We start from the raw sequence: 24,972 nt of genomic DNA, 5'->3' as shown, positions 1-24,972 counted from the left end.
GGCGCGGCCGCGTGTCTCGAAGCGGCGCTTCTCAGCGAACCGGGTCGATATCGAGCGCGAACAGTTCGCGCAAATGGCGTGCCACGCCCGAATCGGCATTACTGCCGATGCGCGGCACGTCCGGCAGGCGCAGCACCAGGTCGGGATTGGCGTTATCCATCATGAATGGATGGCCGGCCGTTTCCAGCAGGTCGATATCGTTCATGTTGTCGCCGAACGCGACGCAATGCGCGCGATCGAGACCGAGCCGCTCCAGCACCACCCGCAGCGCGCGTCCCTTCGAGACACCCGCGGTCATCACCTCCAGGCAATCCGGCAGCGAGTAGGTCACGTAGAGCGCATCGCCGAAACGGCTCGCGAGCCGCTCGGCCAGCACCGCCAGGTCCGCCGGCTCGCCGATGTAGAGCACCTTGGCGACATCCTCGGCCGCATAGGCCGGCAGGTCGGCCACGCGGTAGACGAAGCCCGAGTCCTGGTGGAATTCGAGCAGGTGCGGCGCCTCGCGGTCGATCAGCCAGCCGGTATCGGTGAACAGGTTGACGATCACCCTGCCGTGCTCGCCCACCAGCTCGGGCCGCACCAGCTCGCGCACCACCGCCGGCGCGATGTCGCTGGCGTACAGCGGCATGTCGTCGGGCGCATGCACGCGCGCACCGTTCGAGGTGATCAGGTAGGGGCGGATGCCGAGCACGTCGCGGATCCCGGCCACGTCGGCGTGATGCCGGCCGGTCGCGATGATGATGGGAATGCCGTCGGCCGCCAGCCGACGCACGGTGTCGATCGTGTAGGGGTCGAGCTGGTGGTCGCGATTGAGCAGGGTGCCGTCGAGATCGGTGCAGATGGCATGGTACATGGCGGGCAGGCGGGGCGCGGAAAGCCCGCATTTTATCGCCGCGATGGCCGGCGCGCCGCGCGGCCGCAATGAAAACGCAAGCCGGCGGCGCCGATCCCTCGCGCCTCGCACGACGGCTGCCGGCCGCGGCCGGCACCGTTCAGGCTTGCGTCGCCCGCCGCGCGGCCTCGCGCTGGGCGAGCCGCAGCGCGCCCTGGGCCGAATCGGCCAGCGGCGTGCGCAGCCGCCCACGATGCGCGGCCGGCACGGCCGCCTCGAGGGGCGCGGCCAGCCCGCCACAAAGGGCGACCGGCAGGGCCCCGGCCGGATCGAGCGCCTCGATCATGCGCCCGATCGCCTCGCCCGCCTCGGCCAGCAGGCGCTGCGCCACCGGGTGGGCGCGATGCGCGAACACCATCGGCGCGAGCCTGGCATAAGCGGTCTGGTTCGCCGCGCAGGACCACACCACCAGGCTGTCGCGATCGGCCGCGCCGGTCAGCGCCAGCAAGGCTTCGGCGAAGGCGTCGCGCGGCGCCCGGCCGTCCAGCGCCTGCTGCGCATGCGCGAGCGCGCGCAGCCCGAACCAGGCGCCGCTCGCCTCGTCGCCGGACGGAAAGCCGTAGCCACCCGCGATCCGGCAGGTGCCGCCGGCGTCGAGCGCGGCCGCGATACTGCCGGTGCCAAGCGCGACGATCACGCCGGCCTCGCCGCCGTGCGCGCCCAGCACCGTGGTGTAGGCATCGCTCTCGATCGCCAGCGCCGCCACCGGCGCGGCCTCGACGAAGGCGCGCAGCCAGCCGGCGTGGTTGCTGCCGGCCAGCCCGCAACCCAGCACGCAGCCGCGCCAGTCGAGGCCCAGCCCGGCCTGCGCGAAGGCCTCGGCGCAGGCCTCGCCGATCGAGCGCCAGGCGCCGTCGATGCCGAGCGCCAGGCCCGAGGGGCCGCCGGTGCCGCGCCCGAGCTCGCGCCCCCGCGCATCGGCCAGCACCGCGCGCGTGCCGGTGCCGCCGCCGTCGATGCCGATCAGGTAGGTGGGCTCAGTCATCGGGAAATTCTCTCCGGAAGGTGCGACGGGAATGATCATGAACCGGGAGCTTAACCGCATCGTCGCGCCGCGTATCGCTTCGGCTATGCTGACGGCGGCCGGCGAACAGGCCGACCGGCAGGCTGAACGAGGAGAATCGATCGATGGGCGAACGCTGCAACTGGGTCCGCACGGACGCCGATGCGCATTATCACGACACCGAATGGGGCCGGCCCTCGCACGACGAGCGCTACCTGTTCGAGATGCTGATCCTGGAAGGTGCGCAGGCCGGGCTGTCCTGGTCGACGATCCTCAACAAGCGCGAGGGTTATCGCGCCGCCTTCGCCAACTTCGAGGTCGACGAAGTGGCGCGCTTCACGCCCGCGCGGCTCGAGAAGCTGCTGCTGGACCCGGGCATCGTGCGCCATCGCGGCAAGATCGAGTCGGTCGTCACCAATGCCCTCGCGGTGCAGCGGATTCGCGCCGAGCATGGCTCGCTGGCGGCCTTCCTGTGGTCCTTCGTCGACGGCAAGCCGCGGCTGAACGGCTGGGATTCGTATCGCGACGCGCCGGCCTCGACCGAGACATCCGACGCGCTGAGCAAGGCGCTCAAGCGCCATGGCTGCAAGTTCGTCGGCTCGACCATCTGCTACGCGCTGATGCAGGCGATCGGCATGGTCAACGACCACGAATTCGGCTGCCCTTGCCGGGATGAGTGCGCGAAGCTCGGCGCCGCGCTCGGCAAGCCGGCGGGCGCCGCGAAGCGGGCGGCCGCCAGGCCGGCCGCGGCAAAACATGCCGACAAGGCGAAACCCGCTGCAACCCGGCACGCCGCGTCGAAAAAATCAGCGGCCTGAGCTTGGGGCGCCGCAGCCCGGCGCCACCGCCATCTTGTATTCGGCGCCCCAAAGCAAAACGGCGGCGCCCCTCGCGAAAGGGGCACCGCCGTCCGGATACGGACCTGGGAAGCTTAGTGGAGCTTCTTCGGCAGCATCTGGCTGCGCAGGCGCTTGTGCAGGCGCTTCACGGCCGCGGCCTTCTTGCGCTTGCGCACGGCAGTCGGCTTCTCGTACGACTGGCGCTCACGCAGCTCAGCGATCAGGCCGTTCTTTTCGATCGCGCGGCGGAAGCGGCGGATCGCTACTTCGAACGGCTCGTTTTCCTTCAGAAGAATCGTCGTCATGTCGTTCCTAAATTGCTTGATACGGTCAAAAACGTAGCGGCCAAGCGCCACGCACCGGCCTTCCGGGCGTTCCCACGAACTGGCGAAACGAGCGGGTTTTGTGGCCTCGGAGGCCGGAAAAGAGAGGCGGAATGCACCGCGAAACGCTCGGCAACCTGCAACCGGCGCCGCGTTTGACTGCCAGCTTGGACATGCCGAAAACGGCAGAGGCTTGACAGAAATCTCAATTCAGCCCGCCATGCTAGCAGGTAAACATCCGTTCGGCTAGGTGTTTACGACTTTGCCGGGGTGGCGCCGTATCAGGATAACCACGCCAGGGCGCCGCGATGCCCGCCAGGGCGCCCCCACCTTACATCCGCCCCTCGCTGCCCGCGCCCGCAATCCCGCGCCCGAGACGGCTTTCATCGCTACCACTGGAAACCGTCGAGATGGGGTCGAAAATCAATGAAAAATCGATCCACATCGAAAACTCCCCCTCAAGTTTTTTTTCGGCCCGCCGAAATCCTGCTCTGAGGCGGCCAGCAATGAACGAGTGCACCGCCGATGCCCACGTTGGCTTGTTTAAAGGCTCTCGGCTCACTTAGGAGAATTTCCATGCTCGGAATCAATACCAACATCAACTCGCTGGTCGCTCAGCAGAACCTGAACGGCTCGCAAAGCGCTCTGTCGCAAGCCATCACCCGCCTGTCCTCGGGCTCCAAGATCAACAGCGCGGCCGACGACGCGGCAGGCCTGGCGATCGCCACCCGCATGCAGACGCAGATCAACGGCCTGAACCAGGGCGTGCAGAACACCAACAGCGCGGTCTCGCTGATCCAGACGGCATCGAGCCAGCTGTCGGCCCTGACCACCAGCCTGCAGCGTATCAGCACGCTGGCGACGGAAGCCGCCAACGGCACGCTGTCGCAAAGCGACCAGGTCGCAGCGCAGCAGGAAGTGGCGGACCAGATCGCTGAAGTGAACCGTATCGCTTCGCAAACGAACTTCAACGGCAAGAACCTGCTCGACGGTTCGGCCGGCATCGTCACCTTCCAGGTTGGCGCGAACGTCGGCCAGACGGTCACGCTCGACCTGAGCCAGAGCCTGTCGGCGGCCAAGATCGGCGGCGGCCTGGTGCAGTCGGGCCAGACGGTCGGCACGATCCAGGGCCTGTCGCTCGACGCCAACGGCGCCGCCACGACGGCCGCGCAACCGGCCATCACCTCGGTCAACGTGCTGTCGGACGGCAAGGGCGGCTTCACCTTCACCGACCAGAACGGCCAGGCACTGAGCACGACGGCAGTCGGCGCGATCTTCACGACCGGCACGGCAGCGGGCACGGGCACGGCCGTCACGAACCTGACGCTGGCCACCGGCGCGACGAGCGGCATGACGGCGGCACAGGCCAGCGCGGCAACCCAGATGGTCACGCAGATCAACGCCGTGAACGCACCGCCGACCGTCTCGAACCTGTCGATCAGCAGCGCCACGGGCGCCAACCAGACGATCTTCTCGGTCGCCAACGCGCTGTCCACCATCAACAACCTGCAAGCCACGCTGGGCGCGACGCAGAACCGTCTGCAGGCCGTCGCGCAAACGCAGCAGGCCAACTCGACCAACCTGTCGTCGGCCCAGTCGCAGATCCAGAGCGCGGACTTCGCGCAGGAAACCGCGAACCTGAGCCGTGCGCAAGTGCTGCAGCAAGCCGGCATCTCGGTGCTCGCGCAAGCGAACTCGCTGCCGCAGCAGGTTCTGAAGCTCCTGCAGTAAGGCTGTCGCGGTACTGCTTTGAAAACCCGGGCCGCGCCTTCATGGGCGGTCCGTTCGTGCGACGGCGCAACCTTCCTCGTGGCCGTCGCGCGCTTTTTGCTTTTACGGGGCTATGTTTTTCGCCGTACCGTTTTGCCGCGGTTTGCCGTAGCATCCGCCACGATCCGCAACGCATCAGATTCGCCTGCGCCATCGACGGCGCCCACGGAGCCACGCGATGTCCACGATTCCCTCGACCAACAGCAGCTCGAACGCGACGACCACCACGTCGCAGAGCAGCAACAACGCGCTGAGCAGCAATCCGGCGCTGCAGCAAGCCGCCCAGTCGATCATCAGCGGCTCGACCGGCAACACCGGGCTCGACGTCAATACGCTGGTATCGGCGCTGGTCAGCTCCAAGACCGCCGCGCAGGCCGTCCTGCTGTCCACCTCGATCGCCAACGACACCCTGAAGAACCAGGCCTATGCCAGCCTGCAGAGCGCCCTGTCGACGCTGCAGACCTCGCTGGCCTCGCTGGCCGACGGCTCGCTCGCGCAAACCTACACCGCGACCGCCACCGGCAACGGCCTGACCGCGAGCGCCGGCGTCGGCGCGCAGGCCGGCACCTACCAGGTCACGGTCTCGCAGATCGCCCAGTCGCAATCGCTGTCCTCGCCCGCCTTCGGCGCCACCACCCAGCTCGGCACCGGCAGCCTGACGCTGCAGGTCGGCAGCAAGAGCTCGACGATCAGCATCAGTTCGTCGAACAACACGCTGGCCGGCATCCGCGACGCGATCAATAACGATCCGAACAATCCCGGCGTGTCCGCCACCATCGTGAACGGCAGCGACGGCGCGCACCTGGTGCTCAGTTCGAAGGCCAGCGGCGCGGCCAACACCATCAACGTGACGGCCAATGCCAGCACCGACAACGGCCTGTCGCAACTCAGCGTCACCTCGACGCCGAGCACCAGCGGCGGCGGCTCGACGATCCCGTCCAACTCCAGCTGGAGCCAGTCCACCGCCGCGCAGGACGCGCAATTCAAGATCGGCACGGTGAGCGGCTCGAGCTCGACCAATACCGTCACCAGCGCGATCGCCGGCGTCACGCTGAACCTCACGCAGGCCGCGGTCAGCAACCCGCCGGCCGCCCAGACGCTGACGATCGCCCCCGACACGACCACCCAGGCCTCCACCATCACCGCCTTCGTGAAGGCCTATAACACGCTGGTCACGACCTACTCGGCGGTCGGCACCTTCAACAGCAGCAACCCGTCGCAAAGCGGCCCGTTGTTCGGCGACTCGACGCTCAATTCGATCCAGAACCAGCTCTCGGCGATCCTCGGCGGCGGAGTCACCAGCAACGGCGCAAGCGCCACGCTGAAGTCGCTGGGCATCACCATCGCCGACGGCAGCAACTCGACGCAGCCGGCCGGCACCCTGGTGATCGACCAGGGCGCGCTGACCACCGCGCTGCAGAGCACCAATGCCGCGGCCACGCTGTTCAACGGCACCAACGGCATCGGCGAGCAGCTCAGCAAGGCGATCACCAACATCACGGCGCCCAAGGGAATCCTGACCACCAGCGTGAGCTCGGTGCAGAACGACCTGACCAGCCTCAACACCCAGCAGACCGCGCTGAACGCCTATGCCGCGCAGCTGACCACGCAGTACAACACCCAGTTCACCCAGCTGAACACGCTGCTGGCGCAGATGACGACCAACCAGAACTACCTGACCCAGCTGTTCGGCGGCACCAACAGCGCGGGCGCGCTGGCCACCAACAAGTAAGCGGCCTGGGATACGGAGAAGCGACATGGATCAAACCACCCTCGTCAGGCAGGTTCTCGCGATGACGCACGAGATCGACCGGGCGGTGCAACTGGCCGACTGGGAGGGCGCCGGGCGGCTGGTGGCCGCGCGCGAGCCCTATCTCACCTCGATCCAGGCGCAGCAGTCGCCCGAGGCGATGCTGATGATCCGCGAGATCCAGGCCATCGACGCCGCCACCATGGCCGCCTCGTCGCTCGCGCGCGACGAGTTGCAGCACGAATACCGCGCCGCCATGGGCCGGCTCGATTCGGCCAGGCAGTACAACAGCCAGGCCGCGCTGCGCTACTGAGCGGCGGCCGCCGGCGAACCGGCGGCGATGCGGTCAGACCCGAATAATCACAATTCACGCGCACGAGCGCGTGCTCGTTCACCTCAAGGCCCGCCTCGCGCGGGCTGTTTTTTTGGGGCGGACGCCGGCAAATCGATGAAATTGACGCCGGTTTACCGGTCAGTTCCACGCTTCGAGCCACGCCCGGCGGCCGGATAATTTCGATCATCGCTTGTTCCCTCCCGGGTTTGCCATGTCCGAATCGACGCCGTCCGCCAGCCAGATGCCTGATCAACAGTTCGATGCGGATATCGCGCTGGTGCTCGACAGCGCGCTCGCCAGCCATCACCGCGGCGAATTCGCCGAGGCCCGGACGCTCTACGAGCTGATCCTGTCGGCCCACCCGCAGCACGCGGATGCGCGCTACAACCTGGCGGTGCTCAAGGTGCAAACGGGCGAACCGGCCGCGGCCCTGCCCGATTTCGAGGTGGTGCTCGGCCTCTCGCCGCACAACGGGCAGTACTGGGTCAGCTACATCGACGCGCAGATCGAGGCGGGCCGCATCGCGGCGGCCTGGACCATGCTCGGCATGTGCCAGAAATTCGGCGTCCATGGCCCGGCCGTGGACGGGCTGGTCAATCGCCTGTCGCTGTCGGCCGAGGGCAAGGCGGCCATAGTCAGCACCGCGGCGGCCGGGCAGCCGGTGGCGGCCGCCGCCTCGGCCAGCCCCGCCGAGACGCGCACCGTGACCTTCTCGATCTCCACCGCCACGCCGCAGGCGGGCCAGGGCACGATCCAGGCCGCCGCGCAGGCCGCCCGCGCCGTGCAGGCGCCGGTCGCGCGCAAACCCACCCCGCAGGATGTGAACCGCTTCACCGCGCTCTACAACAAGGGCCGCTTCGAGGATGCGATCAAGCTGGGACGACAGCTCGCGCAGCGCTACCCCGACCACGCCTGGTGCTGGAAATCGCTGGGCAACGCACTGCATCAGCACGGCGAATACCTGGCCTCGGCCGAGCCGCTCGCCAAGGCCACCGAACTCGATCCCGCCGACGTGGTGATCGGCACGCTCCACGCCGACGTGCTGCGGCTGGCCAACCGCCTCGCCGATTCCGAGCGCGAATCGCGCCGCCTGCTCCAGATCGATCCGGACTTCGCCGAAACGCACCGCGTACTCGGTATGAGCCTGCTCGCCCAGGGCCGCATCCAGGAAGCGATCGAGGCAGGCCGACGCTCGGTCGAGCTGGCGCCGAACTCGCTGCACGTGCACGGCTCGCTGGCGGTGGCGCTCAGCGAACTGGGCGCGACCGCCGAGGCCGAGGCCTCGTTCCGCCGCGCCCACGAGATCGCCCCGCGCGACGCCGCGATGCACAGCAACCTGCTGTTCTGCATGACCCACAACCCGGGGCTCGACGCCGAGCGGCTGTACGCCGAGCACCGGCGCTTCGCCGAGATCCACGAGGCTCCGGTGCGCGCGCGCTGGCCGCGCCACGCGAACCAGCGCGACCCGGAACGCCAGTTGCGGATCGGCCTGATCTCGGGCGACCTGTTCAATCACGCGGTGTCGTCCTACCTGATGCCGATTCTCGAGGCGCTGAAGGACGATCCGACGCTGTCGCTGCACGTCTATCACAACCACACCGTCGAGGATGCCGTCAGCGAGCGCATGCGCGCCTGCGTGCGCAGCTGGACCACGGTGGCCGGCCTGAGCGACGACCGGCTGGTGCAGCGGATCCGCGACGACCGGATCGACATCATGATGGACCTGTCGAACCACACCGGCCGCAACCGGCTGCCCGCGCTCGCGCGCAAGCCGGCGCCGGTGCAGGTCACCTGGCTCGGCTACCCGGGCACCACCGGGCTGGACGCGATCGACTATCACTTCGCGGACCGCTTCGGCGTGCCGTTCGGCAAGATGGAGCGCCAGTACAGCGAGAAGACCGTCCACCTGCCGGCCGGCGGCACCTTCAAGCCCGCCGAGAACGCGCCGCCGGTCAACCTGCTGCCGGCGCTGCACAACGGCTACGTGACCTTCGGCAGCTTCAACCGCCTGAACAAGCTGCGCCACGACGTGATCGCGGTCTGGGCGCGCATCCTGCACGCCGTGCCGGGCTCGCGGATGCGGATCGGCTCGATCCCGCGCGACGGCGGCGTCGACATGCTGCTCGGCTGGTTCAGCGCCGAAGGCATCAGCCACGACCGCCTCGACCTGCAGCCGCGCGCGCCGGCCGCGGTCTACCTGCAGCAGCACCACCACGTCGACTTCTGCCTCGACACCTTCCCCTACACGGGCTCGACCACCGCGCTCAACGCGCTGTGGATGGGCGTGCCGACCCTGACGATCCGCGGCGACACGCTGGCCAGCCGCGCCGGCGCGGTCTGGATGTCCTCGGTCGGGCTCGAGCAGTTCGTCGCCGACGACGTCGACGATTTCGTGGCCCGCGCCATCGCGCTGGCCGGCGACCTGAAGGGCCTGGCCGCGCTGCGCGGCGGCATGCGCGAGCGCTGCCGCCAGTCGGCGGGCTTCCAGCCCGAGCGCGTCGCGCAGGCCGTCTCGGACAGCTTCCGGATCGCCTGGCGGCGCTGGTGCGCCGGCGAGGCACCGATTCCGTTCACCGCGCCCGACCGCGGCTCGCTCGCCACCGCTGCCACCGAGTCCGTGCCGCGCGATGCCGAGGCCGCCGCCCTCACCGGAGAAGCACGATGAATGCCCTGCCGCTGCGCGCCGTTGACCCCGTCGCCGACGAGCGTATCTATGTGACGCAGCCGCATCTCGCGCCGCTCGCCGAATTCCTGCCTTATCTCGAGCAGATCTGGGACAGCAAGGTGCTGACCAACGGCGGCCCGTTCCACCAGCAGCTCGAGAAGGCGCTCTGCGAGTACCTGGGCGTCGAGCATCTGGCGCTGTTCACCAACGGCACGCTGGCGCTGGTCACGGCCCTGCAGGCGCTGCGGATCTCGGGCGAGGTGATCACCACCCCCTATTCCTTCGTCGCCACCGCGCACTCGCTGCTCTGGAACGGCATCAAGCCGGTGTTCGTCGACATCGACCCGCATACGCTGAACATCGACCCGGCCAGGATCGAGGCCGCCATCACGCCGCAGACCACCGCCATCATGCCGGTGCACTGCTACGGCCGGCCCTGCGACGTGGAAGCGATCCGCCGCATCGCCGACAACTACAACCTGAAGGTGATCTACGACGCCGCGCACGCGTTCGGGGTACACACCGACGCCGGCAGCGTGCTCGGTCACGGCGACCTGTCGGTGCTGAGCTTCCACGCCACCAAGGTGTTCAACACCTTCGAGGGCGGCGCGATCGTCTGCCCCGACGTGAAGACCAAGCAGCACATCGACCACCTGAAGAACTTCGGTTTCGTCGACGAGGTGACGGTGGTCGCGGCCGGCATCAACGGCAAGATGAGCGAGATCAACGCGGCCTTCGGCCTGCTGCAGCTCAAGCACCTCAACGCGGCGCTCGCCCGTCGCGCGCAGATCGACGCGCGCTACCGGGCGCAACTGGCCGGGGTGCGCGGCATCCGCTGCCTGCCGCCGATCGACGCGACGCTCGTCAATCACTCGTACTTCCCGATCCTGGTCGACGACGACTACGCGCTCTCGCGCGACGGCCTCTACCAGTTGCTGCGCGATCACGAGATCCACGGGCGCCGCTACTTCTACCCGCTGATCTCGGACTTCCCCAACTACCGCGGGCTGCCCTCGGCGCATCCGGACCAGCTGCCGGTGGCGCGCGACATCTCCCGGCGCGTGCTGTGCCTGCCGATCTACCCGGCGCTGTCCGACCACAACGTCGATCGCGTGGTGGACCTGATCGCCGGAGCCGGTCGATGACCACGCGCGCCGCGCTGCTCGACATCGCCAGCCATCTGCCCGACACGGTGCTGGCCAACGACGAGCTGGCCGCGCTCTATCCGGAATGGCCGGCCGAGAAGATCCTCGCCAAGACGGGGATCCGCGAGCGCCGCATCGCGGCCGACGGCGAGACCGCCTCGGACCTCGCCTTCCATGCGGCCCGGCGGCTGTTCGCGCAAGGCCGCGTGAGCGCGGCGCAGGTCGACTTCGTGATCCTCTGCACCCAGGCGCCCGACTACATCCTGCCGGCCTCGGCCTGCCTGCTGCAGCACCGGCTCGGCATCGGCACCCATGCCGGCGCCTTCGACGTCAACCTCGGCTGCTCGGGCTACGTGTACGGCCTGTCGCTCGCCAAGGGCCTGGTCGAGACGGGCGCCGCGCGCTGCGTGCTGCTGCTGACCGCCGACACCTATTCGAAATACCTGCATCCGCTCGACAAGAGCGTGCGCACGCTGTTCGGCGACGGCGCCACCGCCACCGCGATCGGCATCGACTCACGGGCCGCCGGCGACGGCATCGAGCCGATCGGCCCGTTCGTGTTCGGCACCGACGGGCGCGGCGCGCCGAACCTGATGGTGCGCGCGGGCCTGTTCCGCGAGCCGCGCAGCGCCGGCAGCGCGCGCGAGCACGAGGACGCCTCCGGCAACGTGCGCACCGACGAGCATCTCTACATGAACGGCGCCGAGGTGATGGCCTTCTCGCTGGCCGAGGTGCCGCGCGCGGCCGAGCGGCTGCTGGAGCGCGCCGGCCTCGCGCGCGAGGACATCGACTGCTTCGTGCTGCACCAGGCGAACCGCTTCATGCTCGAGGCGCTGCGCAAGAAAATGAAGATCCCCGAGGATCGCTTCCCGATCCTCGTCGAGCACACCGGCAACACGGTGTCGTCGACGCTGCCGCTCGCGCTCGAGCAGTTGCGCGGCGAAGGTCGTCTCGCGCCGGGCACGCGCGCGATGCTGCTCGGATTCGGCGTCGGCTACTCGTGGGCCGGCTGTCTGTTGAACTGTTAGCAGGAAACACAATGAACGCATTCTACGAAGGACTCGCGGAAGTCTTCGAAATCGACGCCGCCGAAGTCTCGCCGGCCCTGGTGCTGGCCGACCACAACTGGGACTCGCTGGCGATCGTCTCGACCATCGCGCTGGCCGACGACTGCTTCGGCGTGCTGCTGAACGGCCAGGCGCTCGGCAACTGCCTGACCGTCGCCGACATCGAGGCGCTGGTCCAGGCGCAGAAGGGCTGAGCTTGGACGCGCCGCTCGCCCCGGCCGGCCGCGAACTGCGCGTCGGCGGCGCCCGCCTCGCCGGCGTGGTGTCCTGCCTGCCCGCGCAGGAGCAGTCGAACCAGCCGTTCGTCGAGCGCTTCGGCGAGGCGGCCGTGCGCGACGTGGTCAAGATGATCGGCGTCGAGCGCCGCCGCCGCGCGGCCGAGCACCAGACCACCGCCGACCTGTGCCGCGCCGCCGGCGAGCACCTGCTGCGCGGCCTGGGCTGGCGGGCGGACCAGGTCGACGCGGTGCTGTTCGTGTCGCAGACGCCCGACTACCGGCTGCCGGGCACGGCCTTCGTGCTGCAGGCCGCCTGGGGGCTGCCGGCCGCCACGATCGCGCTCGACATCAACCTCGGCTGCTCGGCCTACCCGCAGGCGCTCTGGCTCGGCATGAACCTGATCCGCAGCGGCGCGGCGCGGCGCGTGCTGCTGGCGGTGGGCGACACCATCAGCAAGCTGGTCGATCCCGAGGACCGCGCCACCGCGCTGCTGTTCGGCGACGCGGGCACCGTCACCGCGCTGGAGGCCGATCCCGAGGCGGAGGACGCGCATTTCGTGATCGGCGCCGACGGCGGCGGCGTGCCCAACCTGATCGTGCCGGCCGGCGGCTGCCGCGGCACGCCGACCGACGACGCGCGCCTGATCGGCCGCTCGCCCGACCATCTGTTCATGGACGGCGGCGAGATCTTCAACTTCACGCTCAGGCGCATCCCGCCGCTGGTGGCGCGCACGCTCGAACTGGCCGGCCACGGCGCGCAAGGCCACGATGCCTTCCTGTTCCACCAGGCCAACCTGTTCATGCTCAAGCACCTGGTGAAGAAGGCCGGCTTGCCCGCCGAGCGCGTGCCCATCAACCTGAACGCCTACGGCAATACCAGCTGCGCCTCGATCCCGCTGCTGATGACGACCGAGCTTCGCGAGGCGCTCGCCACGCGCGCCATGCGCCTGGCGATGTTCGGCTTCGGCGTCGGCTATTCCTGGGCCTCGGCCTCCCTGCTGACGGGGCCGCTCGCCGTCGTCGACACCATCGAATCATGACCGTCTTCTCCGATCGCTGCCTCGCGGGCGGCACCTATCTCGTCACCGGCGCCTCGTCGGGACTCGGCCGCGCCGCCGCGCTGGCGATCGCCGGGGCGGGCGCCCGCGTGATCGCGGGCGGGCGCGACGCCGAACGGCTGGCCGCCACGCTCGACGCGCTGCCCGGCAACGCTCACGTGGCCGCCGCGCACGCGCTCGACGACGCCGACGTCTGCGCCGACTGGGTCGCCCAGCTCGCCGAGCTGCATGGCCCGCTGCGCGGCGTGTTCCATGCCGCCGGCACCGAGCTGATCCGGCCCGCGCGCATGACCCGGCAGGCCCAGCTCGACGAGACCTTCGGCGCCAGCCTGTTCGCCGCCTTCGGCATCGCGCGCGCGGCGGCCCGCAAGGGCGTGATGGAGGACGGCGCCTCGCTGGTGCTGATGTCCTCGGTGGCGGCCAGCACCGGCCAGGTCGGCATGACCGCCTACTCGGCCGCCAAGGCCGGCATCGAGGGCCTGGTGCGCTCGCTCGCCTGCGAACTCGCGCCGCGCCGGATCCGCGTCAACGCGATCGCCGCGGGGGCGGTGCGCACCGCCATGCACGAACGCCTGACGCGCGGCAGCCCCGACGAGGCCGTGGCCGCCTACGAATCGAGCCATCTGCTCGGCTTCGGCGAGCCCGAGGACGTGGCCGGCGCCGCGCTATTCCTGCTGTCCGGAGCGAGCCGCTGGATCACCGGCACCGCGCTGGCGGTCGACGGCGGCTACCGGGTGCGCTGATGGGCGAGATCCTCGAGCGCGCCGCCCCGCAACCGGCCATCCACGCCGAGCGCTACATCCTCGCCGGCGGCGGCGCCTTCGCCCGCGAGCTGATCAACTGGGCCGAGGACGCCGCCGACGCCGGGCTCGGCCCGCGCGTGACGGGCTTCCTCGATGTCGATCCCGAAGCCTTGTCCGGCTTCGGCTACGCGCTCGACTGGCACGGCGACATCGACGCCTACCAGCCCGCCGAGGGCGACGCGGTGCTGCTCGCGATCGGCGAGCCGCGCGCCAAGGCCGAGGTGGTGGCCCGCCTGGCCGCGCGCGGCGCGCGCTTCGGCTCGCTGCGCCACCCCAGCGCCGTGGTGGCGCGACGCGCCCGGCTCGGCATCGGCGTGGTGATCTGCCCGAACGCGGTGCTGTCGGCCGATTGCCGGATCGGCGATTTCGCCGCCGTCAACATCCTGTCGAGCGTCGGCCACGACGTGACGCTCGGCGCCTATGCCACGCTCAGCTCGCACGTCGACCTCACCGGCCACGTGGTGGTGGGCGAGCGCGTGTTCTTCGGCTCGGGCGCCCGCGTGCTGCCGCGCGTGACGATCGGCGCCGACGCGCGGATCGGCGCCGGCGCGGTGGTGATGCGCAGGGTGCCCGAGGGCGCGACCCTGTACGCGGCCCCCGCGAAACGGCTTTGACAGGTTCGATCATGGATTTCGACCGTGAACTCGTCGCCCGCCACTGGCAATTGCTCGGCCATCGGCGGGAGTTGCCCGCCGATGGCGATTTCGTGCGCTTCGACAGCGCCGCCGGCGAGATCGTGGTGTTCAACGACGGCGGCGAGCTGGTCGCGTTCGACAATCGCTGCCCGCATCGCGGCGCGCGCCTCTACCTGGAGGACAGCGGCAACCAGGCGGCCAGCTGCGCCTACCATGGCTGGACCTATCGCCAGGGGCAGTTGATCATCCCGGGACGCGAGCGCTTCCGCCACTGCCGCATCGAGCAGGCCGCGCTGAACCGCTACGCGCTCGACTGGTGCGGCGACTTCCTGTTCGTCGGCATGCGCCCCGCCACCGACCTGTCGACCCAGCTCGGCGAGTTCGAGCAGCTGGTCGCCGACATCTCGTTCAACATCGACCGGCGCGTCGACCTGAACCGCTACGACTACGGCTGCTACTGGCCGCTCGCGGTCGAGAACGCGCTGGAGCCCTACCATATCGGCGCGGTCCATCCCGGCACGCTCGGCACGCTGGCGCTGGACGACGGCGAGAACCGCTTGCACGGCGCCAACTCCGCCTGGTTCGCGCCGCTGGGCGCGGCGCGCCAGCGCAACCAGCTGGCAAAGCTGCGCCGGCTGTTCGCGATCGACTTCCAGTACGAGGGCTACCTGAGCCTGTACCTGTTCCCGTTCACGATGATCTCGTCGACCTACGGCTACTCGTACTCGCTGCAGCACTTCCTGCCGGCGGGCGGCGGCGCCGATCTCGCGCGCTTCACGAGCCGCCTCTACGCGGCGCCCACCGTGGGCGCGCAGGCCGATGCGATCGTCGAGCCCTTCCTGGCCTCGACGACGCGCCTCAACCGCCAGGTCTTCGAGGAGGACCACGCGATCTGCCGGCGCCTGCCGCGCGACGCCTGGTCGATGGCGCCGCTCGAATTCGCGGCGGACACCGAGGTCAAGATCGATCACTTCCGCACCGCCTGCCGCGCCTTCGACGCCACGCTGCGGCGCGCCGCGCCGATCGCCTCGGTATCGGCCGTCCCGGCCGTCCCGGCCGCGCCGGCCGAGCCGGTCGTTCCGGTGGTCTCGGCGGGCTGAATCGGCGCTTGACAAGCCCGCTCGCGGCATGGATCACTGACGGCTCCCCTTCCCCGCGGAGCCCAAGATGACCCTGGAAACCTGGCTCGCCTTCGCCGGCGCGAGTCTGCTGCTGGTGATGATTCCCGGCCCGACCATCCTGCTGGTGATCGGCGATTCGCTCGCCAATCGCGAGCGCTCGTCGTGGAGCACGGTGGCCGGCGTGAGCGCCGGCGACACCACCGCGATGGCGGTCTCGCTGGCCGGCGCCGGCGCGCTGCTGGCGGTCTCGTCCACCGCCTTCACCGCGCTCAAGCTGGCCGGCGGTGCCTACCTGATCTGGCTGGGCCTGCGCTCGATCCTGCAGGCGCGCGCCAGCGGCCGGCAGAGCGTGCCGCTCGAGCCGAAATCGGCGCGCCGCCGCTTCCTGTCGGCTTACGCCGTCACCGCGCTGAACCCCAAGAGCATCGTGTTCTTCGTCGCCTTCGTGCCGCAGTTCGTCTCGCCGCACCAGAGCTTCGCCTCGCAATGCCTGGTGCTGCTGCCGACCTTCGTCTGCATCGCCACCCTCAACGCCACCTGCTACGCGCGCCTGGCGCGCTACGCGGCCTCGCGGCTGACCGGCGCGGCCGCCCAGCGGCGCTTCGGCTATGGTGGCGGCGCGGTGCTGATCGGCGCCGGCGCGCTGACGCTGCGCATGTCGCATCACTGAGCGCGCGGCGCGCCAAGCGAAAGGGCAGCCCTCGCGGGCTGCCCTTTTTTCATGTCGCGTCGCCAGCGCCGGCGACGCGTGCCTCGCGCCGGAACTCAGGCCTGGCCGAGATCGAGCGCGTTGCTCAGGTCGCCCGGCGGCGTCGCGCCGCGCGCGGCGAAGGCACGGTCGCGCGCGGCCACGCCGTCCAGCGGCGCGAGCCCGTGCACGCGGCTGATGAAGCGCAGGATCGAGTTGGTGTCGTAGAAGGTGTGGTCGACATGGCCGCGCCGTGCCAGCGGCGAGATCACCAGCGCCGGGATCCGCGAGCCCGGGCCCCAGCGGTCGCCCTGCGGCGGCGCGACCGGGTCCCACCAGCCGCCGTTCTCGTCGTGGGTCATGATGATCACCGTGTTGGCCCATTGCGGGCCGCGACGGATGTGCTCGATCACCGTGGCGATGTGGCGGTCGCCCGATTCCACGTCGGCGTAGCCGGCATGCATGTTCAGGTTGCCCTGCGGCTTGTAGAAGGTGACCGCCGGCAGCCGGCCGGCGTCGATGTCGGCCAGCAGCCGGTTGGTGGAGGGATCGTCGCCGAGCCCCGCGTCGCGCAGGTGGCGGCGCCGCGCCTCGGTGCCGGGCGCGTAGTTGACGAAGTAGTTGAAGGGCTGATGGTGGTACTGGAAGTCCGGCACCATGCCGGTGTCGCGGTGCTCGATCGCGTATTGCCAGGCGCCCGAGTACCAGGCCCAGTCGATGCCCTTCTCCGAGAGCCGGTCGCCGATCGTCGCGTAGCGCTGCGGCGGCAGCACGCGCGGGTTCGACGGATCGGCATAGGCCGGGTTGCCGTCCTCGGGCGGGCGCACGTTGCTGGGCTGGTAGGGCGGCGCCATGGTGTTGACGGCATAGCCGTCGGGCGTGAACAGGCCGTCGTTGACGAACTTCGGCGGGCCGTCGAGCGCCGAGGCCGGCGAGTCGCCCGCCTGCTTCAGGCGCGTGCCGGCCGGGTCGTCGCCCTCGACCACCGAGGCCAGGTGCTTGGCCGGGCTGCTCGCGATGTCCGGATAGAACGGCGCCTGCGCCGAGATCAGGAACATGTGGTTCAGCCAGGAGCCGCCGAAGGCGGCCATGAAGAAGTTGTCGCAGAGCGTGTATTCGCGCGCCAGTTGCCAGAGCCGCAGCGTCTCGGCCGAGTTCCGGTAGTGGCCCATCACCAGGCCGCCCGAATCGGCCCAGGCCGCGAACTGGTCGTTGCGGCCGGCGTTGATCTGCATCTGGTTCTGGTAGAAGCGATGCCAGAGGTCGCGCGTGATCACGCCGTTCGGCAGCGGCTTGCCCTGCGCGTCGGGAATCCGGAACGGCGCGTTCCTCAAGCCCTGGATGTCGCGCTCGGCGATCATGTAGCGCTTGCCGTCCACCTCCTGCGCCTGCGGCACCAGCCCGCCCCAGATCGCCGGCAGGCGCGGCAGCAGCGTGCGTCCGTCGCGGTCGAGCTGGGCGGCGCGCTCGGGCGGCACCGAGGACAGCGGCGTCTGCACGCCGGGGAAGTCGCCGTAGAGATTGGCGAAGCTGCGGTTCTCGGCGTAGATCACCACGATCTGCCGGACCTGCTCGCGCAGCGCGCGATCGGCACGCAACTCGGCCTCGCTGCGCGGCGGCGTGGCGGCCGCGCCCGGCTGGGTGGCGCAGCCGGCCAGCGCGAAGCTCGCGCCCAGCGCGGCGATCCCGCCCAGCGCGCGGCGCCGCTCGGGATCGTCGGGGCCCGCGGCATCGCGAGCGGCATCGGCGAGGCCGGGCCGCGCCTCGGGATCGGCCGGTTGCTGGCCCGGGCGGGTGGTCGGGTCGATCGGGTCGGTCACGTCGTCATCCTCCAGTTGGGGTGCCCTGCCGGGCTGGTTCGGTTCGGGCTGTCCTCGTCCTTGTCTTGCCGAAACCATGTGACAGTTTCGTGACAGCGAGGAACCCGCCGATGGTAACCGCTGCAACATGGCAATGGCTGTTTTCGCGGCACGGGGCGCCTGCGAGCGCGCGGCGGACCGCTTGCCGCGCGCCCGAGGAGGCGCCCGGGCATACCGCGGCGAATGCGGCGAGCGCGGCGCCGATCGCCACCGTCGAGATCCCGGCGATTGCGCCGCCGCCGGGCCCGCAGGCGACGGCGCTGGCTCAGTTCCGCCCGAATCCCTCGAAACACTCGACGATCGCGTTGCGCACCTTGGCCACCGCGGCATCCTTCAGGGCGCTGACGCGCCAGCCGAGCGCAACGGGATAAGCCGGCAGCGCCAGCGGGCAGGCCGCCAGGCGCAGCCCGCCGAGGCGCGCGATGGCCTGCGCCGCGTGATACGGAATGGTGGCGACCGCCGGCGTGCCGCGCAGCAGGAAGGGCAGCGCCGCGAAATGCGTGGTCGAGGCGCGCACCGTGCGGCGCCGGCCCAGCTCGGCCAGCGCCTCGTCGACGATCCCGACCACCCCGCCCGAGGACACCAGCACATGCTCGCGCGCGAGGAAATCGTCGAGGCTCAGCACCGCGCGGGCGGCCGCGTCATCGGCCGGCGGGCCGCCGCTTGCGTCGTTCGCGCCGATGCGGGCGGGATCCCGGCCGGAATGGAGATGCGGCGCGCCGCTTCCACCTGGATTCGCATCGCCGCCCGCGGCGTGGCAGGGATCGACCAGGCAAGCGTAGCCGCCATTGCCCAGCGCCACGTGTCCGAGCCCGCGCGTGGCGAAGCCGCCCGCCGCGATGGCCAGGTCCATCTCGCGATTGGCCAGCGCATCGCCGACGATCTGGCTGTGGGTCTGCCGGAAGATCAGGCGCAGCCCCGGCGCGAGCTGCGCGACGCGCGCGATCAGGCGGCCGCCGAAGGCGATCTCGAAATCGTCCGACATCGCCACCGATACCGCGCGCCCCGCGAACGAGGCCGGCGCCGGCGCGCCGAAGGCCAGGCTCTGGCGGCAGCGTTCGAGCGCCTCGCCGATCAGCGGCTCCAGCTCGCGGGCCCGCGCGGTGGGCGCCAGGCCCCGCCCGGTGCGCACGAACAACGGATCGCCGTACAGCTCGCGCAGCCGCCGCAGCGCCGCGCTGACCGCCGACTGCGTGAGGTCGAGCCGGATCGCCGCGCGGCTCGCGCCGCCCTCGTCGAACAGGGCCTCGAAGACTTTCAGCAGGTTCAGGTCGACGTCGACGATATTCATCGGGTTCATATCGGAAAGTGGCCCGGCAGGTGTTGCCGGGCAGGGCATCGCGCCATGATACGAGCATCGGGGCGGGGAGTCGGTGGCGATGTGAAGGCCGGCCGACACGCTCCGCATCGATATCGCGACGGCCGTGCCGCCGCGCCACCTTCGCCCGCCCTGGAGGCTTCCATGACGCAATCCCGCATCGCCGCGCTGCAGATCGGCGCATCCCCGCTCGGCAAGGCCGACACGCTCCAGCGCATCCTCGCCTGGGAGGACGCGATCCGCGCCCGGGAACTCGCCCTGGTGGTGATGCCCGAGGCGCTGCTGGGCGGTTACCCGAAGGGCGAGATCTTCGGCACGCGCCTGGGCTACCGGCTGCCCGAGGGCCGCGAAGCCTACGCGCGTTATCACGACAACGCGATCGACGTGCCGGGCCCCGAGACCGAGGCGCTGGCCGAGCTGTCGGCGCGCACCGGCGCCTCGCTGGTGATCGGCGTGATCGAGCGTGCCGGCGCGACGCTCTACTGCACGGCGCTGTTCCTCGATCCCGTCGGCGGGCTGGTCGCCAGGCATCGCAAGCTGATGCCGACCGGCACCGAGCGGCTGATCTGGGGACAGGGCGACGGCTCCACGCTGCCGGCCGTGCCCACCGCGGCGGGGCTGGCCGGCGCGGCGATCTGCTGGGAGAACCACATGCCGCTGCTGCGCATGGCGATGTACGCCAAGGGCGTCGAGATCTGGTGCGCGCCAACCGTCGACGAGCGCGACATCTGGCAGAGCTCGATGCGCCATATCGCGCACGAGGGACGCTGCTTCGTGGTGTCGGCCTGCCAGGTGCAGCCCTCGCCCGCCGAGCTCGGCATCGAGGTGCCCGACTGGGACCCGCAACGGCCGCTGATCAACGGCGGCAGCGTGATCGTCGGGCCGCTCGGCGAGGTGCTGGCCGGCCCGCTCAAGGGCGAGACCGGCCTGGTGGTGGCCGAGGTCGACACGGCCGAGCTGGTGCGCGCCCGCTACGACCTCGACGTGACCGGCCACTACGCGCGGCCCGACGTGTTCTCGCTGACGGTGGACGAACGCGCCAGGCGCAGCGTGAAGTTCGAGGACTGAACGCCCCGCGAGGCGAGGCTGGGCCGCGCGCGGCCAGCCGGAGCAACCCGCGCCGCGCCCGGCCCCCGCTCAGGCCACCGGTTCGGCCGGCAGGTCGAGCAGCGCGTACTTGCCGCCCGAGATGCGCTGGCGCGTCGCCTTCACCACCATCGCCGCGCAGATCGGCGCGGTGGCCGCGGCCCGCGCGATCGCCAAGGTGGACGCGGCGCTGTCCGACGAGTTGCTGGCTTCGGTGCGCGCGGTGCTGGCCGGCATCGAGCACGGCGCCTCGGACGCCTGAGGCGGCGGCGGGCCGGCAACCGTGCCTGCCGGCCGCCTCGCCTTTCGCCGCTCCTGCCGCGCACTCTCGTCGGCCGCCCCCTGCCAGCCCTGGCCGGCGGTCGCTTCCGTGGGCCGCCCCGCCGCTGCTCCTGCCGACCATCGCTCTTGATCACCGATATCGAGCAGCGGCGCTCCCAGCCGCCTCTATCGACCGGTTCTGTAAGCTGCCTCTGTCAGCCGCCTCTATCAACCGCTTCTGTCAGCCGCCCCGGCGACGGCGCGCGCCGTCGCCCGGCATGGCCTTCCGCCTCCCCCCCGTTCCCTTGCCCCACCCCGCCGCGACTGAATTTGAAGCCCGCTGTAACCGAATCGCCAAAAAAACGGAATAAACAGACGTATCGAGTCGTTTGCATGATGGCCGGCACGGCAGTCCCGAGCCGAGCGGCCGCATGCGTGCCTCGCCCAGCGCCTGGGGACGGGGCCGCGCGGCATCACACAAGACCAGACCAGTCCAGACCAACGGGGAAACACATGAAGATTCGGATTCGCAGTGTGCGCGGCAAGCTCGTACTCAGCTTCGGCATGATGCTGCTGGGGATGGTGGCGCTGGCCATCATCGCGATCGTGCAGGTGCAGAACATCCGCGAGCGGCTCGACGACATCATCGACCTGAACGGCGTGAAGGAACGCTACGCGATCAACTTCCGCGGCAGCGTGCACGACCGCTCGATCGCGCTGCGCGACGTGATCCTGGTGGGCCCCGACGAGCTGCCGGCGGTGGTCGAGCACATCCGCAAGCTGCAGCGCGACTACGAGGAATCGGCCCGGCCCTTCGAGACCGTGTTCCTGCCCAGCGACAACGTCTCTCCCGAGGAGAAGTCGATCTACCAGGGCATCCGCCGCGCGCAGGCGCAGGCCATGCCGCTGATCGACCAGGTGATCGAGCTGCAGACGCAGGGCCAGTCCGACGCGGCGCGCAAGGTGCTGCTCGACGGCGCGCGGCCCGCGCTGGTGGCCTGGCTGGCGGCCATCAACACCATGATCGACTTCGAGGAATCGCTGAGCGCCAACGAGGGGCTGGAGGCGCGCGAGATCAGCCGCGAGTTCAAGATCGTGATGGCCGCGATCACCGCGCTGGCCTGCGCGCTGGGGCTGGGCATCGCCTGGCTGGTGACGCGCAACATCGCCGCCACGCTCGGCGCCGATCCGCGCGAGATGATCGAGTTCGCCGAGGCGATCCGCGGCGGCAATCTGTCGGTGCCCTCGCCCGCGCGCGGCGAGGACCAGGCCAGCGTGATGGCGGCCGTCACCAAGATGCGCGACAGCCTGGCCGAGATCGTCGCGCGCGTGCGCGAGGCGGCCGATGGCGTGGTGCAGGCCAGCCGCGAGATCGCGCACGGCACCAACGACCTGAGCGCGCGCACCAGCAAGCAGGCGGTGGCACTGGAGCAGGCCACCCACGCGCTCGGCGAGTTCGACGCGAGCGTCTCCGAGAACGCCTCCAACGCCAGCCATGCCGACGAACTCGCCAACCAGGCCTCGTCCAAGGCCGGCAGCGGCGGCGACGCGGTGGGCCGGGTGGTCGACACGATGCGCGACATCGACAGTTCCTCGCACCGGATCGGCGAGATCATCGGCGTGATCGACGCGATCGCCTTCCAGACCAACATCCTCGCGCTCAACGCCGCGGTGGAGGCAGCCAAGGCGGGCGGCCACGGACGCGGCTTCGCGGTGGTGGCGGGCGAGGTGCGGATCCTGGCGCAGAAGAGCGCGGCGGCGGCCAAGGAGATCAAGTCGCTGGTGCGCGACAGCAATGCACGCGTGAGCGACGGCGGGCGGCTGGTGGAAGTGGCCGGCTCGACCATCGCCGAGGTGATCCAGTCCTCGCGCAACGTCACGTCGATCATGAGCGAGATCAACGACACCTGCCGGCTGCAGACGCACCGGATCGGCGAGGTGCGCGGCATGATCGAGCAGCTCGAGGACAGCACCCAGCAGAACGCCGCGCTGGTCGAGCAGTCGAGCACCGCCACCGAGATGCTGGTCTCGCAGGCCGAGCGGCTGCTGGAGACGGTCAGCGTGTTCCGCACCGCGATGGATGCGGCGCTCGCGCCGATGGGGGAGCTGGCGGGGATGCCGGGCTAGGGAGTTCGGGGCGCGTTCGCGCGAGCCGTCATCGCAGGTACGCCGAGGCGGCAGGCCTGCTCGATTCGCCAGGCGACGGCGCGCTGCATGGCGATCGCGGTTGCCGTTTCGAGCATCGCGTCTTTCGCGAGAAATGCGTCGAAATCGCTGCCGACATGCCGGTTTGTCTTGCTTGCCTGGTGGTCGATCATGACTGATGGCCCAATGCGCCTCGCCGCCCGCATGCCGGCCCGAGGATCGCCTGATGAATGAAAGACGGAGGATCGGGTACCGCGAGGCGCGGGTCGCTCGATGCGGTGATCGGCTCGACGAGCCGGACCGGTATTGCATCAAATCCGGCGCGCTCGCGAACCTGACGCGCCGTCGCAGGCTACATTACGGATCGTCCGATTTCCGCTCCCGCCTGGATTGCCCGCCTTGAACCCACCCATCCCCCTCTCGCCCTTCGACGTCCTGCTGCCCGGCCTGCCCGTGGTGTTCTGCGGGATCAACCCGAGCCCGCTGGCGGCGCAATCGGGGCACAACTTCGGTTCGGCCTCGAACCGCTTCTGGCCGGCGCTGCACCGCGCCGGCTTCACGGCCGAGCGGCTGCGCGCCGAGGACGATCGCGCGCTGCTGCGCGAGGGCTGCGGGATCACGGCGATGGCCACGCGCGCGACGCGGCGCGCCACCGATCTCGCGGCGGGCGAGATGAGCGATGCCGTCGCGCCGTTTCGCGCCAAGATCGCGTACTTCCGGCCGGGCGCCGTGGCCTTTCTCGGCAAGCCGGCCTATGCGGCGATCGCGGGCCGGCGCGAGATCGAATGGGGCGAGCAGCCGGAGCGCTTCGAGGCCGCCCGAGCCTGGGTGCTGCCGAACCCGAGCGGGCTCAACCGCGCCTTCACGCTCGACCGGCTGGTCGAGGCCTATGCGGCGCTGCGGCTCGCGATGGCCGCCGAACTCGCGGCCTGGCGCCTCGGCCAGGAGGATCGCGACTGCGCCTGAGCGCGCGACTCAGCGATTGGCGCCGTAGCCCGACGAGAAGCCGCCGTTCGAGAAACCGCCGCCGGACGAGAAGCCGTTGCCGGACGAATAAGCGCCGTTGCTCGAAAAACCGCCTCCCGAAAAACCACCGCTGGTCGAAAATCCTCCGCCAGTGGAAAAGCCGCCATCGTTCGAGAAGCCGCCGCCGTTCGCCGAAGCGCCACCATTCGAGAAGCCGCTGCCGCCAACGAAACCATTGCCGCTGCCGAAGCCGTTGCCGCCGCCCAACCCGCCGCCCGTCGAAAAGCCATCGCCGCTCGGCCAGCCGTTGTCCGGAAAACCGTCATCGTCGGCCTTGCCGGCCACCGGATCGCCGGCCGTCATGCCGCCGGGCATCGTCACGCCGCCGGGCGGCAGCGCATCGGGCAGCGGCGTGCCGTCGGGCGAGGCCGGCACGCCCGCGTTGGGCGCGCGCCCGCCCACCGCGAGCAGCGGCCGGCGCGCGACGAACACCCATTGCGTATAGCTGCGCCGATTCTCGAAACCGCGGAATTCCTCGGGAAACAGCTTGAGCTGGATCGGCCGCGCGCGCGAGGCGCTATGGATGCCGACGATGGTCTGCCCGTCGGGCGAGCGCACCAGCACCCAATCGGCCTTGCCGGTCAGCGGATCGGCATAGACGCGGCGCAGGTGGCGCACCGGATTGGGATAACGCGGATCGCGTACCAGATCCTCGAGCGTGCGAGGCTGGCGCGGCAGGCCGGCCGGCGTGGCGTCGGCGTAGCTGAGCAGGGCGCGCTGGAACGCGCCGCCGACTTCGAGCAACGCCTTTTCGGCCATGCGCCGCTGGTAGAGCGCGCCGAGCTGGATGGTGGCGGCCGCCGCCACGCCGACGATGGCGATGCCGATCAGCAGCGCGATATAGGCGTAGCCGCGCTGCCCGCGCGGCGCTGGAAGTGACGGTCGAGGCCGACGTCGACGCGCCACCGGCGCGCCCCGCGAAGCAGCCCGCGCGGAACGCGCGAAATCCGGGCGCGCGCCATCGCG

Annotated in this window: 24 protein-coding genes; 17 read left to right on the top strand and 7 right to left on the bottom strand. The window is 70.3% G+C overall.

Annotated elements, in window-relative coordinates:
* Positions 1–31: 31 nt before the first annotated feature.
* Positions 32–853 (bottom strand): Cof-type HAD-IIB family hydrolase, encoded by an 822-nt coding sequence (locus FB600_RS20035; protein WP_096749906.1) that lies wholly within the window; start codon positions 851–853, stop codon positions 32–34.
* 139 nt (positions 854–992) lie between these two features.
* Positions 993–1,877 carry a BadF/BadG/BcrA/BcrD ATPase family protein gene (locus FB600_RS20030; protein ID WP_096749907.1) on the bottom strand — a complete coding sequence of 295 codons (885 nt, stop codon included), beginning with the start codon at positions 1,875–1,877 and terminating at the stop codon, positions 993–995.
* Between the two features lie 143 nt (positions 1,878–2,020).
* Here FB600_RS20030 and FB600_RS20025 point away from each other — a divergent pair, with 143 nt between their 5' ends.
* Complete coding sequence (locus FB600_RS20025) at positions 2,021–2,713, top strand: DNA-3-methyladenine glycosylase I (RefSeq protein ID WP_096749908.1); 693 nt, start codon at positions 2,021–2,023, stop codon at positions 2,711–2,713.
* 113 nt (positions 2,714–2,826) lie between these two features.
* Here the strand turns inward: FB600_RS20025 and rpsU are convergent, their stop codons facing one another.
* Positions 2,827–3,039 (bottom strand): 30S ribosomal protein S21, encoded by a 213-nt coding sequence (gene rpsU, locus FB600_RS20020; protein ID WP_006401410.1) that lies wholly within the window; start codon positions 3,037–3,039, stop codon positions 2,827–2,829.
* A 594-nt stretch (positions 3,040–3,633) separates the two neighbouring features.
* Between rpsU and FB600_RS20015 the strand changes: the two genes are divergently transcribed.
* The 12 genes from FB600_RS20015 to FB600_RS19960 all read left to right on the top strand — a co-directional run bounded on the left by FB600_RS20015 (position 3,634) and on the right by FB600_RS19960 (position 16,293).
* Positions 3,634–4,788: a flagellin gene (locus tag FB600_RS20015; RefSeq protein ID WP_098154657.1), complete on the top strand. Its 1,155-nt coding sequence runs from the start codon at positions 3,634–3,636 to the stop codon at positions 4,786–4,788.
* A 217-nt stretch (positions 4,789–5,005) separates the two neighbouring features.
* Positions 5,006–6,559, top strand: coding sequence for a flagellar filament capping protein FliD (gene fliD / locus FB600_RS20010; RefSeq protein ID WP_145757243.1), 1,554 nt, complete (start codon positions 5,006–5,008; stop codon positions 6,557–6,559).
* A gap of 25 nt (positions 6,560–6,584) precedes the next feature.
* On the top strand, positions 6,585–6,890 hold the full coding sequence (fliT, locus tag FB600_RS20005; protein ID WP_017920004.1) for a flagellar protein FliT: 306 nt from the start codon (positions 6,585–6,587) through the stop codon (positions 6,888–6,890).
* A 232-nt stretch (positions 6,891–7,122) separates the two neighbouring features.
* A complete protein-coding gene (locus FB600_RS20000; RefSeq protein ID WP_145757244.1) occupies positions 7,123–9,576 on the top strand; it encodes a tetratricopeptide repeat protein in 2,454 nt (817 codons plus the stop codon).
* Positions 9,573–10,721, top strand: coding sequence for a DegT/DnrJ/EryC1/StrS family aminotransferase (locus FB600_RS19995; RefSeq protein WP_145757245.1), 1,149 nt, complete (start codon positions 9,573–9,575; stop codon positions 10,719–10,721). Before FB600_RS20000 ends, FB600_RS19995 begins: the two co-directional genes overlap by 4 nt.
* Positions 10,718–11,749 (top strand): ketoacyl-ACP synthase III, encoded by a 1,032-nt coding sequence (locus FB600_RS19990; protein ID WP_098154658.1) that lies wholly within the window; start codon positions 10,718–10,720, stop codon positions 11,747–11,749. Before FB600_RS19995 ends, FB600_RS19990 begins: the two co-directional genes overlap by 4 nt.
* Before the next feature lie 11 nt (positions 11,750–11,760).
* On the top strand, positions 11,761–11,982 hold the full coding sequence (locus FB600_RS19985) for an acyl carrier protein (RefSeq protein WP_013696259.1): 222 nt from the start codon (positions 11,761–11,763) through the stop codon (positions 11,980–11,982).
* Positions 11,983–11,984: 2 nt separating this feature from the next.
* The gene (locus tag FB600_RS19980; RefSeq protein WP_098181404.1) at positions 11,985–13,046 is read left to right on the top strand and encodes a ketoacyl-ACP synthase III; all 1,062 of its coding nucleotides are present in this window, start codon (positions 11,985–11,987) and stop codon (positions 13,044–13,046) included.
* On the top strand, positions 13,043–13,807 hold the full coding sequence (locus FB600_RS19975) for an SDR family NAD(P)-dependent oxidoreductase (protein WP_013696257.1): 765 nt from the start codon (positions 13,043–13,045) through the stop codon (positions 13,805–13,807). The genes FB600_RS19980 and FB600_RS19975 overlap by 4 nt, the downstream gene beginning before the upstream one ends.
* Positions 13,807–14,481, top strand: coding sequence for an acetyltransferase (locus FB600_RS19970; protein ID WP_096749916.1), 675 nt, complete (start codon positions 13,807–13,809; stop codon positions 14,479–14,481). Before FB600_RS19975 ends, FB600_RS19970 begins: the two co-directional genes overlap by 1 nt.
* Before the next feature lie 11 nt (positions 14,482–14,492).
* The gene (locus FB600_RS19965; RefSeq protein WP_145757246.1) at positions 14,493–15,602 is read left to right on the top strand and encodes an aromatic ring-hydroxylating oxygenase subunit alpha; all 1,110 of its coding nucleotides are present in this window, start codon (positions 14,493–14,495) and stop codon (positions 15,600–15,602) included.
* A 67-nt stretch (positions 15,603–15,669) separates the two neighbouring features.
* A complete protein-coding gene (locus FB600_RS19960) occupies positions 15,670–16,293 on the top strand; it encodes a LysE family translocator (RefSeq protein ID WP_013696254.1) in 624 nt (207 codons plus the stop codon).
* 95 nt (positions 16,294–16,388) lie between these two features.
* Here the strand turns inward: FB600_RS19960 and FB600_RS19955 are convergent, their stop codons facing one another.
* Both FB600_RS19955 and FB600_RS19950 read right to left on the bottom strand, forming a co-directional pair.
* Positions 16,389–18,005: an acid phosphatase gene (locus FB600_RS19955; RefSeq protein WP_145757286.1), complete on the bottom strand. Its 1,617-nt coding sequence runs from the start codon at positions 18,003–18,005 to the stop codon at positions 16,389–16,391.
* 430 nt (positions 18,006–18,435) lie between these two features.
* Positions 18,436–19,470 (bottom strand): LysR family transcriptional regulator, encoded by a 1,035-nt coding sequence (locus FB600_RS19950; RefSeq protein WP_145757247.1) that lies wholly within the window; start codon positions 19,468–19,470, stop codon positions 18,436–18,438.
* A 162-nt stretch (positions 19,471–19,632) separates the two neighbouring features.
* Between FB600_RS19950 and FB600_RS19945 the strand changes: the two genes are divergently transcribed.
* From FB600_RS19945 to FB600_RS19935, 3 genes are all read left to right on the top strand, one after another.
* Entirely contained in the window at positions 19,633–20,556 is a 924-nt protein-coding gene (locus tag FB600_RS19945) for a carbon-nitrogen hydrolase family protein (protein ID WP_096749919.1), read from the top strand.
* Positions 20,557–20,665: 109 nt separating this feature from the next.
* Positions 20,666–20,836, top strand: a complete 171-nt coding sequence (locus FB600_RS19940) for a hypothetical protein (protein WP_227743852.1) — start codon at positions 20,666–20,668, stop codon at positions 20,834–20,836.
* Between the two features lie 512 nt (positions 20,837–21,348).
* Positions 21,349–22,962 (top strand): methyl-accepting chemotaxis protein, encoded by a 1,614-nt coding sequence (locus tag FB600_RS19935; protein ID WP_096749920.1) that lies wholly within the window; start codon positions 21,349–21,351, stop codon positions 22,960–22,962.
* Here the strand turns inward: FB600_RS19935 and FB600_RS19930 are convergent.
* A complete protein-coding gene (locus FB600_RS19930) occupies positions 22,959–23,153 on the bottom strand; it encodes a hypothetical protein (RefSeq protein ID WP_145757248.1) in 195 nt (64 codons plus the stop codon). The two genes, FB600_RS19935 and FB600_RS19930, sit on opposite strands and share 4 nt — an antisense overlap.
* A gap of 226 nt (positions 23,154–23,379) precedes the next feature.
* On the opposite strand from FB600_RS19930, the gene mug reads away from it, so the two are divergent.
* Positions 23,380–23,946: a G/U mismatch-specific DNA glycosylase gene (mug, locus tag FB600_RS19925; protein WP_047836224.1), complete on the top strand. Its 567-nt coding sequence runs from the start codon at positions 23,380–23,382 to the stop codon at positions 23,944–23,946.
* Between the two features lie 9 nt (positions 23,947–23,955).
* Here mug and FB600_RS37280 read toward each other — a convergent pair whose 3' ends face one another.
* The gene (locus tag FB600_RS37280; protein ID WP_181164148.1) at positions 23,956–24,912 is read right to left on the bottom strand and encodes a hypothetical protein; all 957 of its coding nucleotides are present in this window, start codon (positions 24,910–24,912) and stop codon (positions 23,956–23,958) included.
* Positions 24,913–24,972 lie beyond the last annotated feature (60 nt).

This window comes from Burkholderia sp. SJZ089 (assembly GCF_007828315.1).
GTDB lineage: Bacteria > Pseudomonadota > Gammaproteobacteria > Burkholderiales > Burkholderiaceae > Burkholderia > Burkholderia gladioli.
This window is presented reverse-complemented; position numbering and strand designations above follow the sequence as displayed.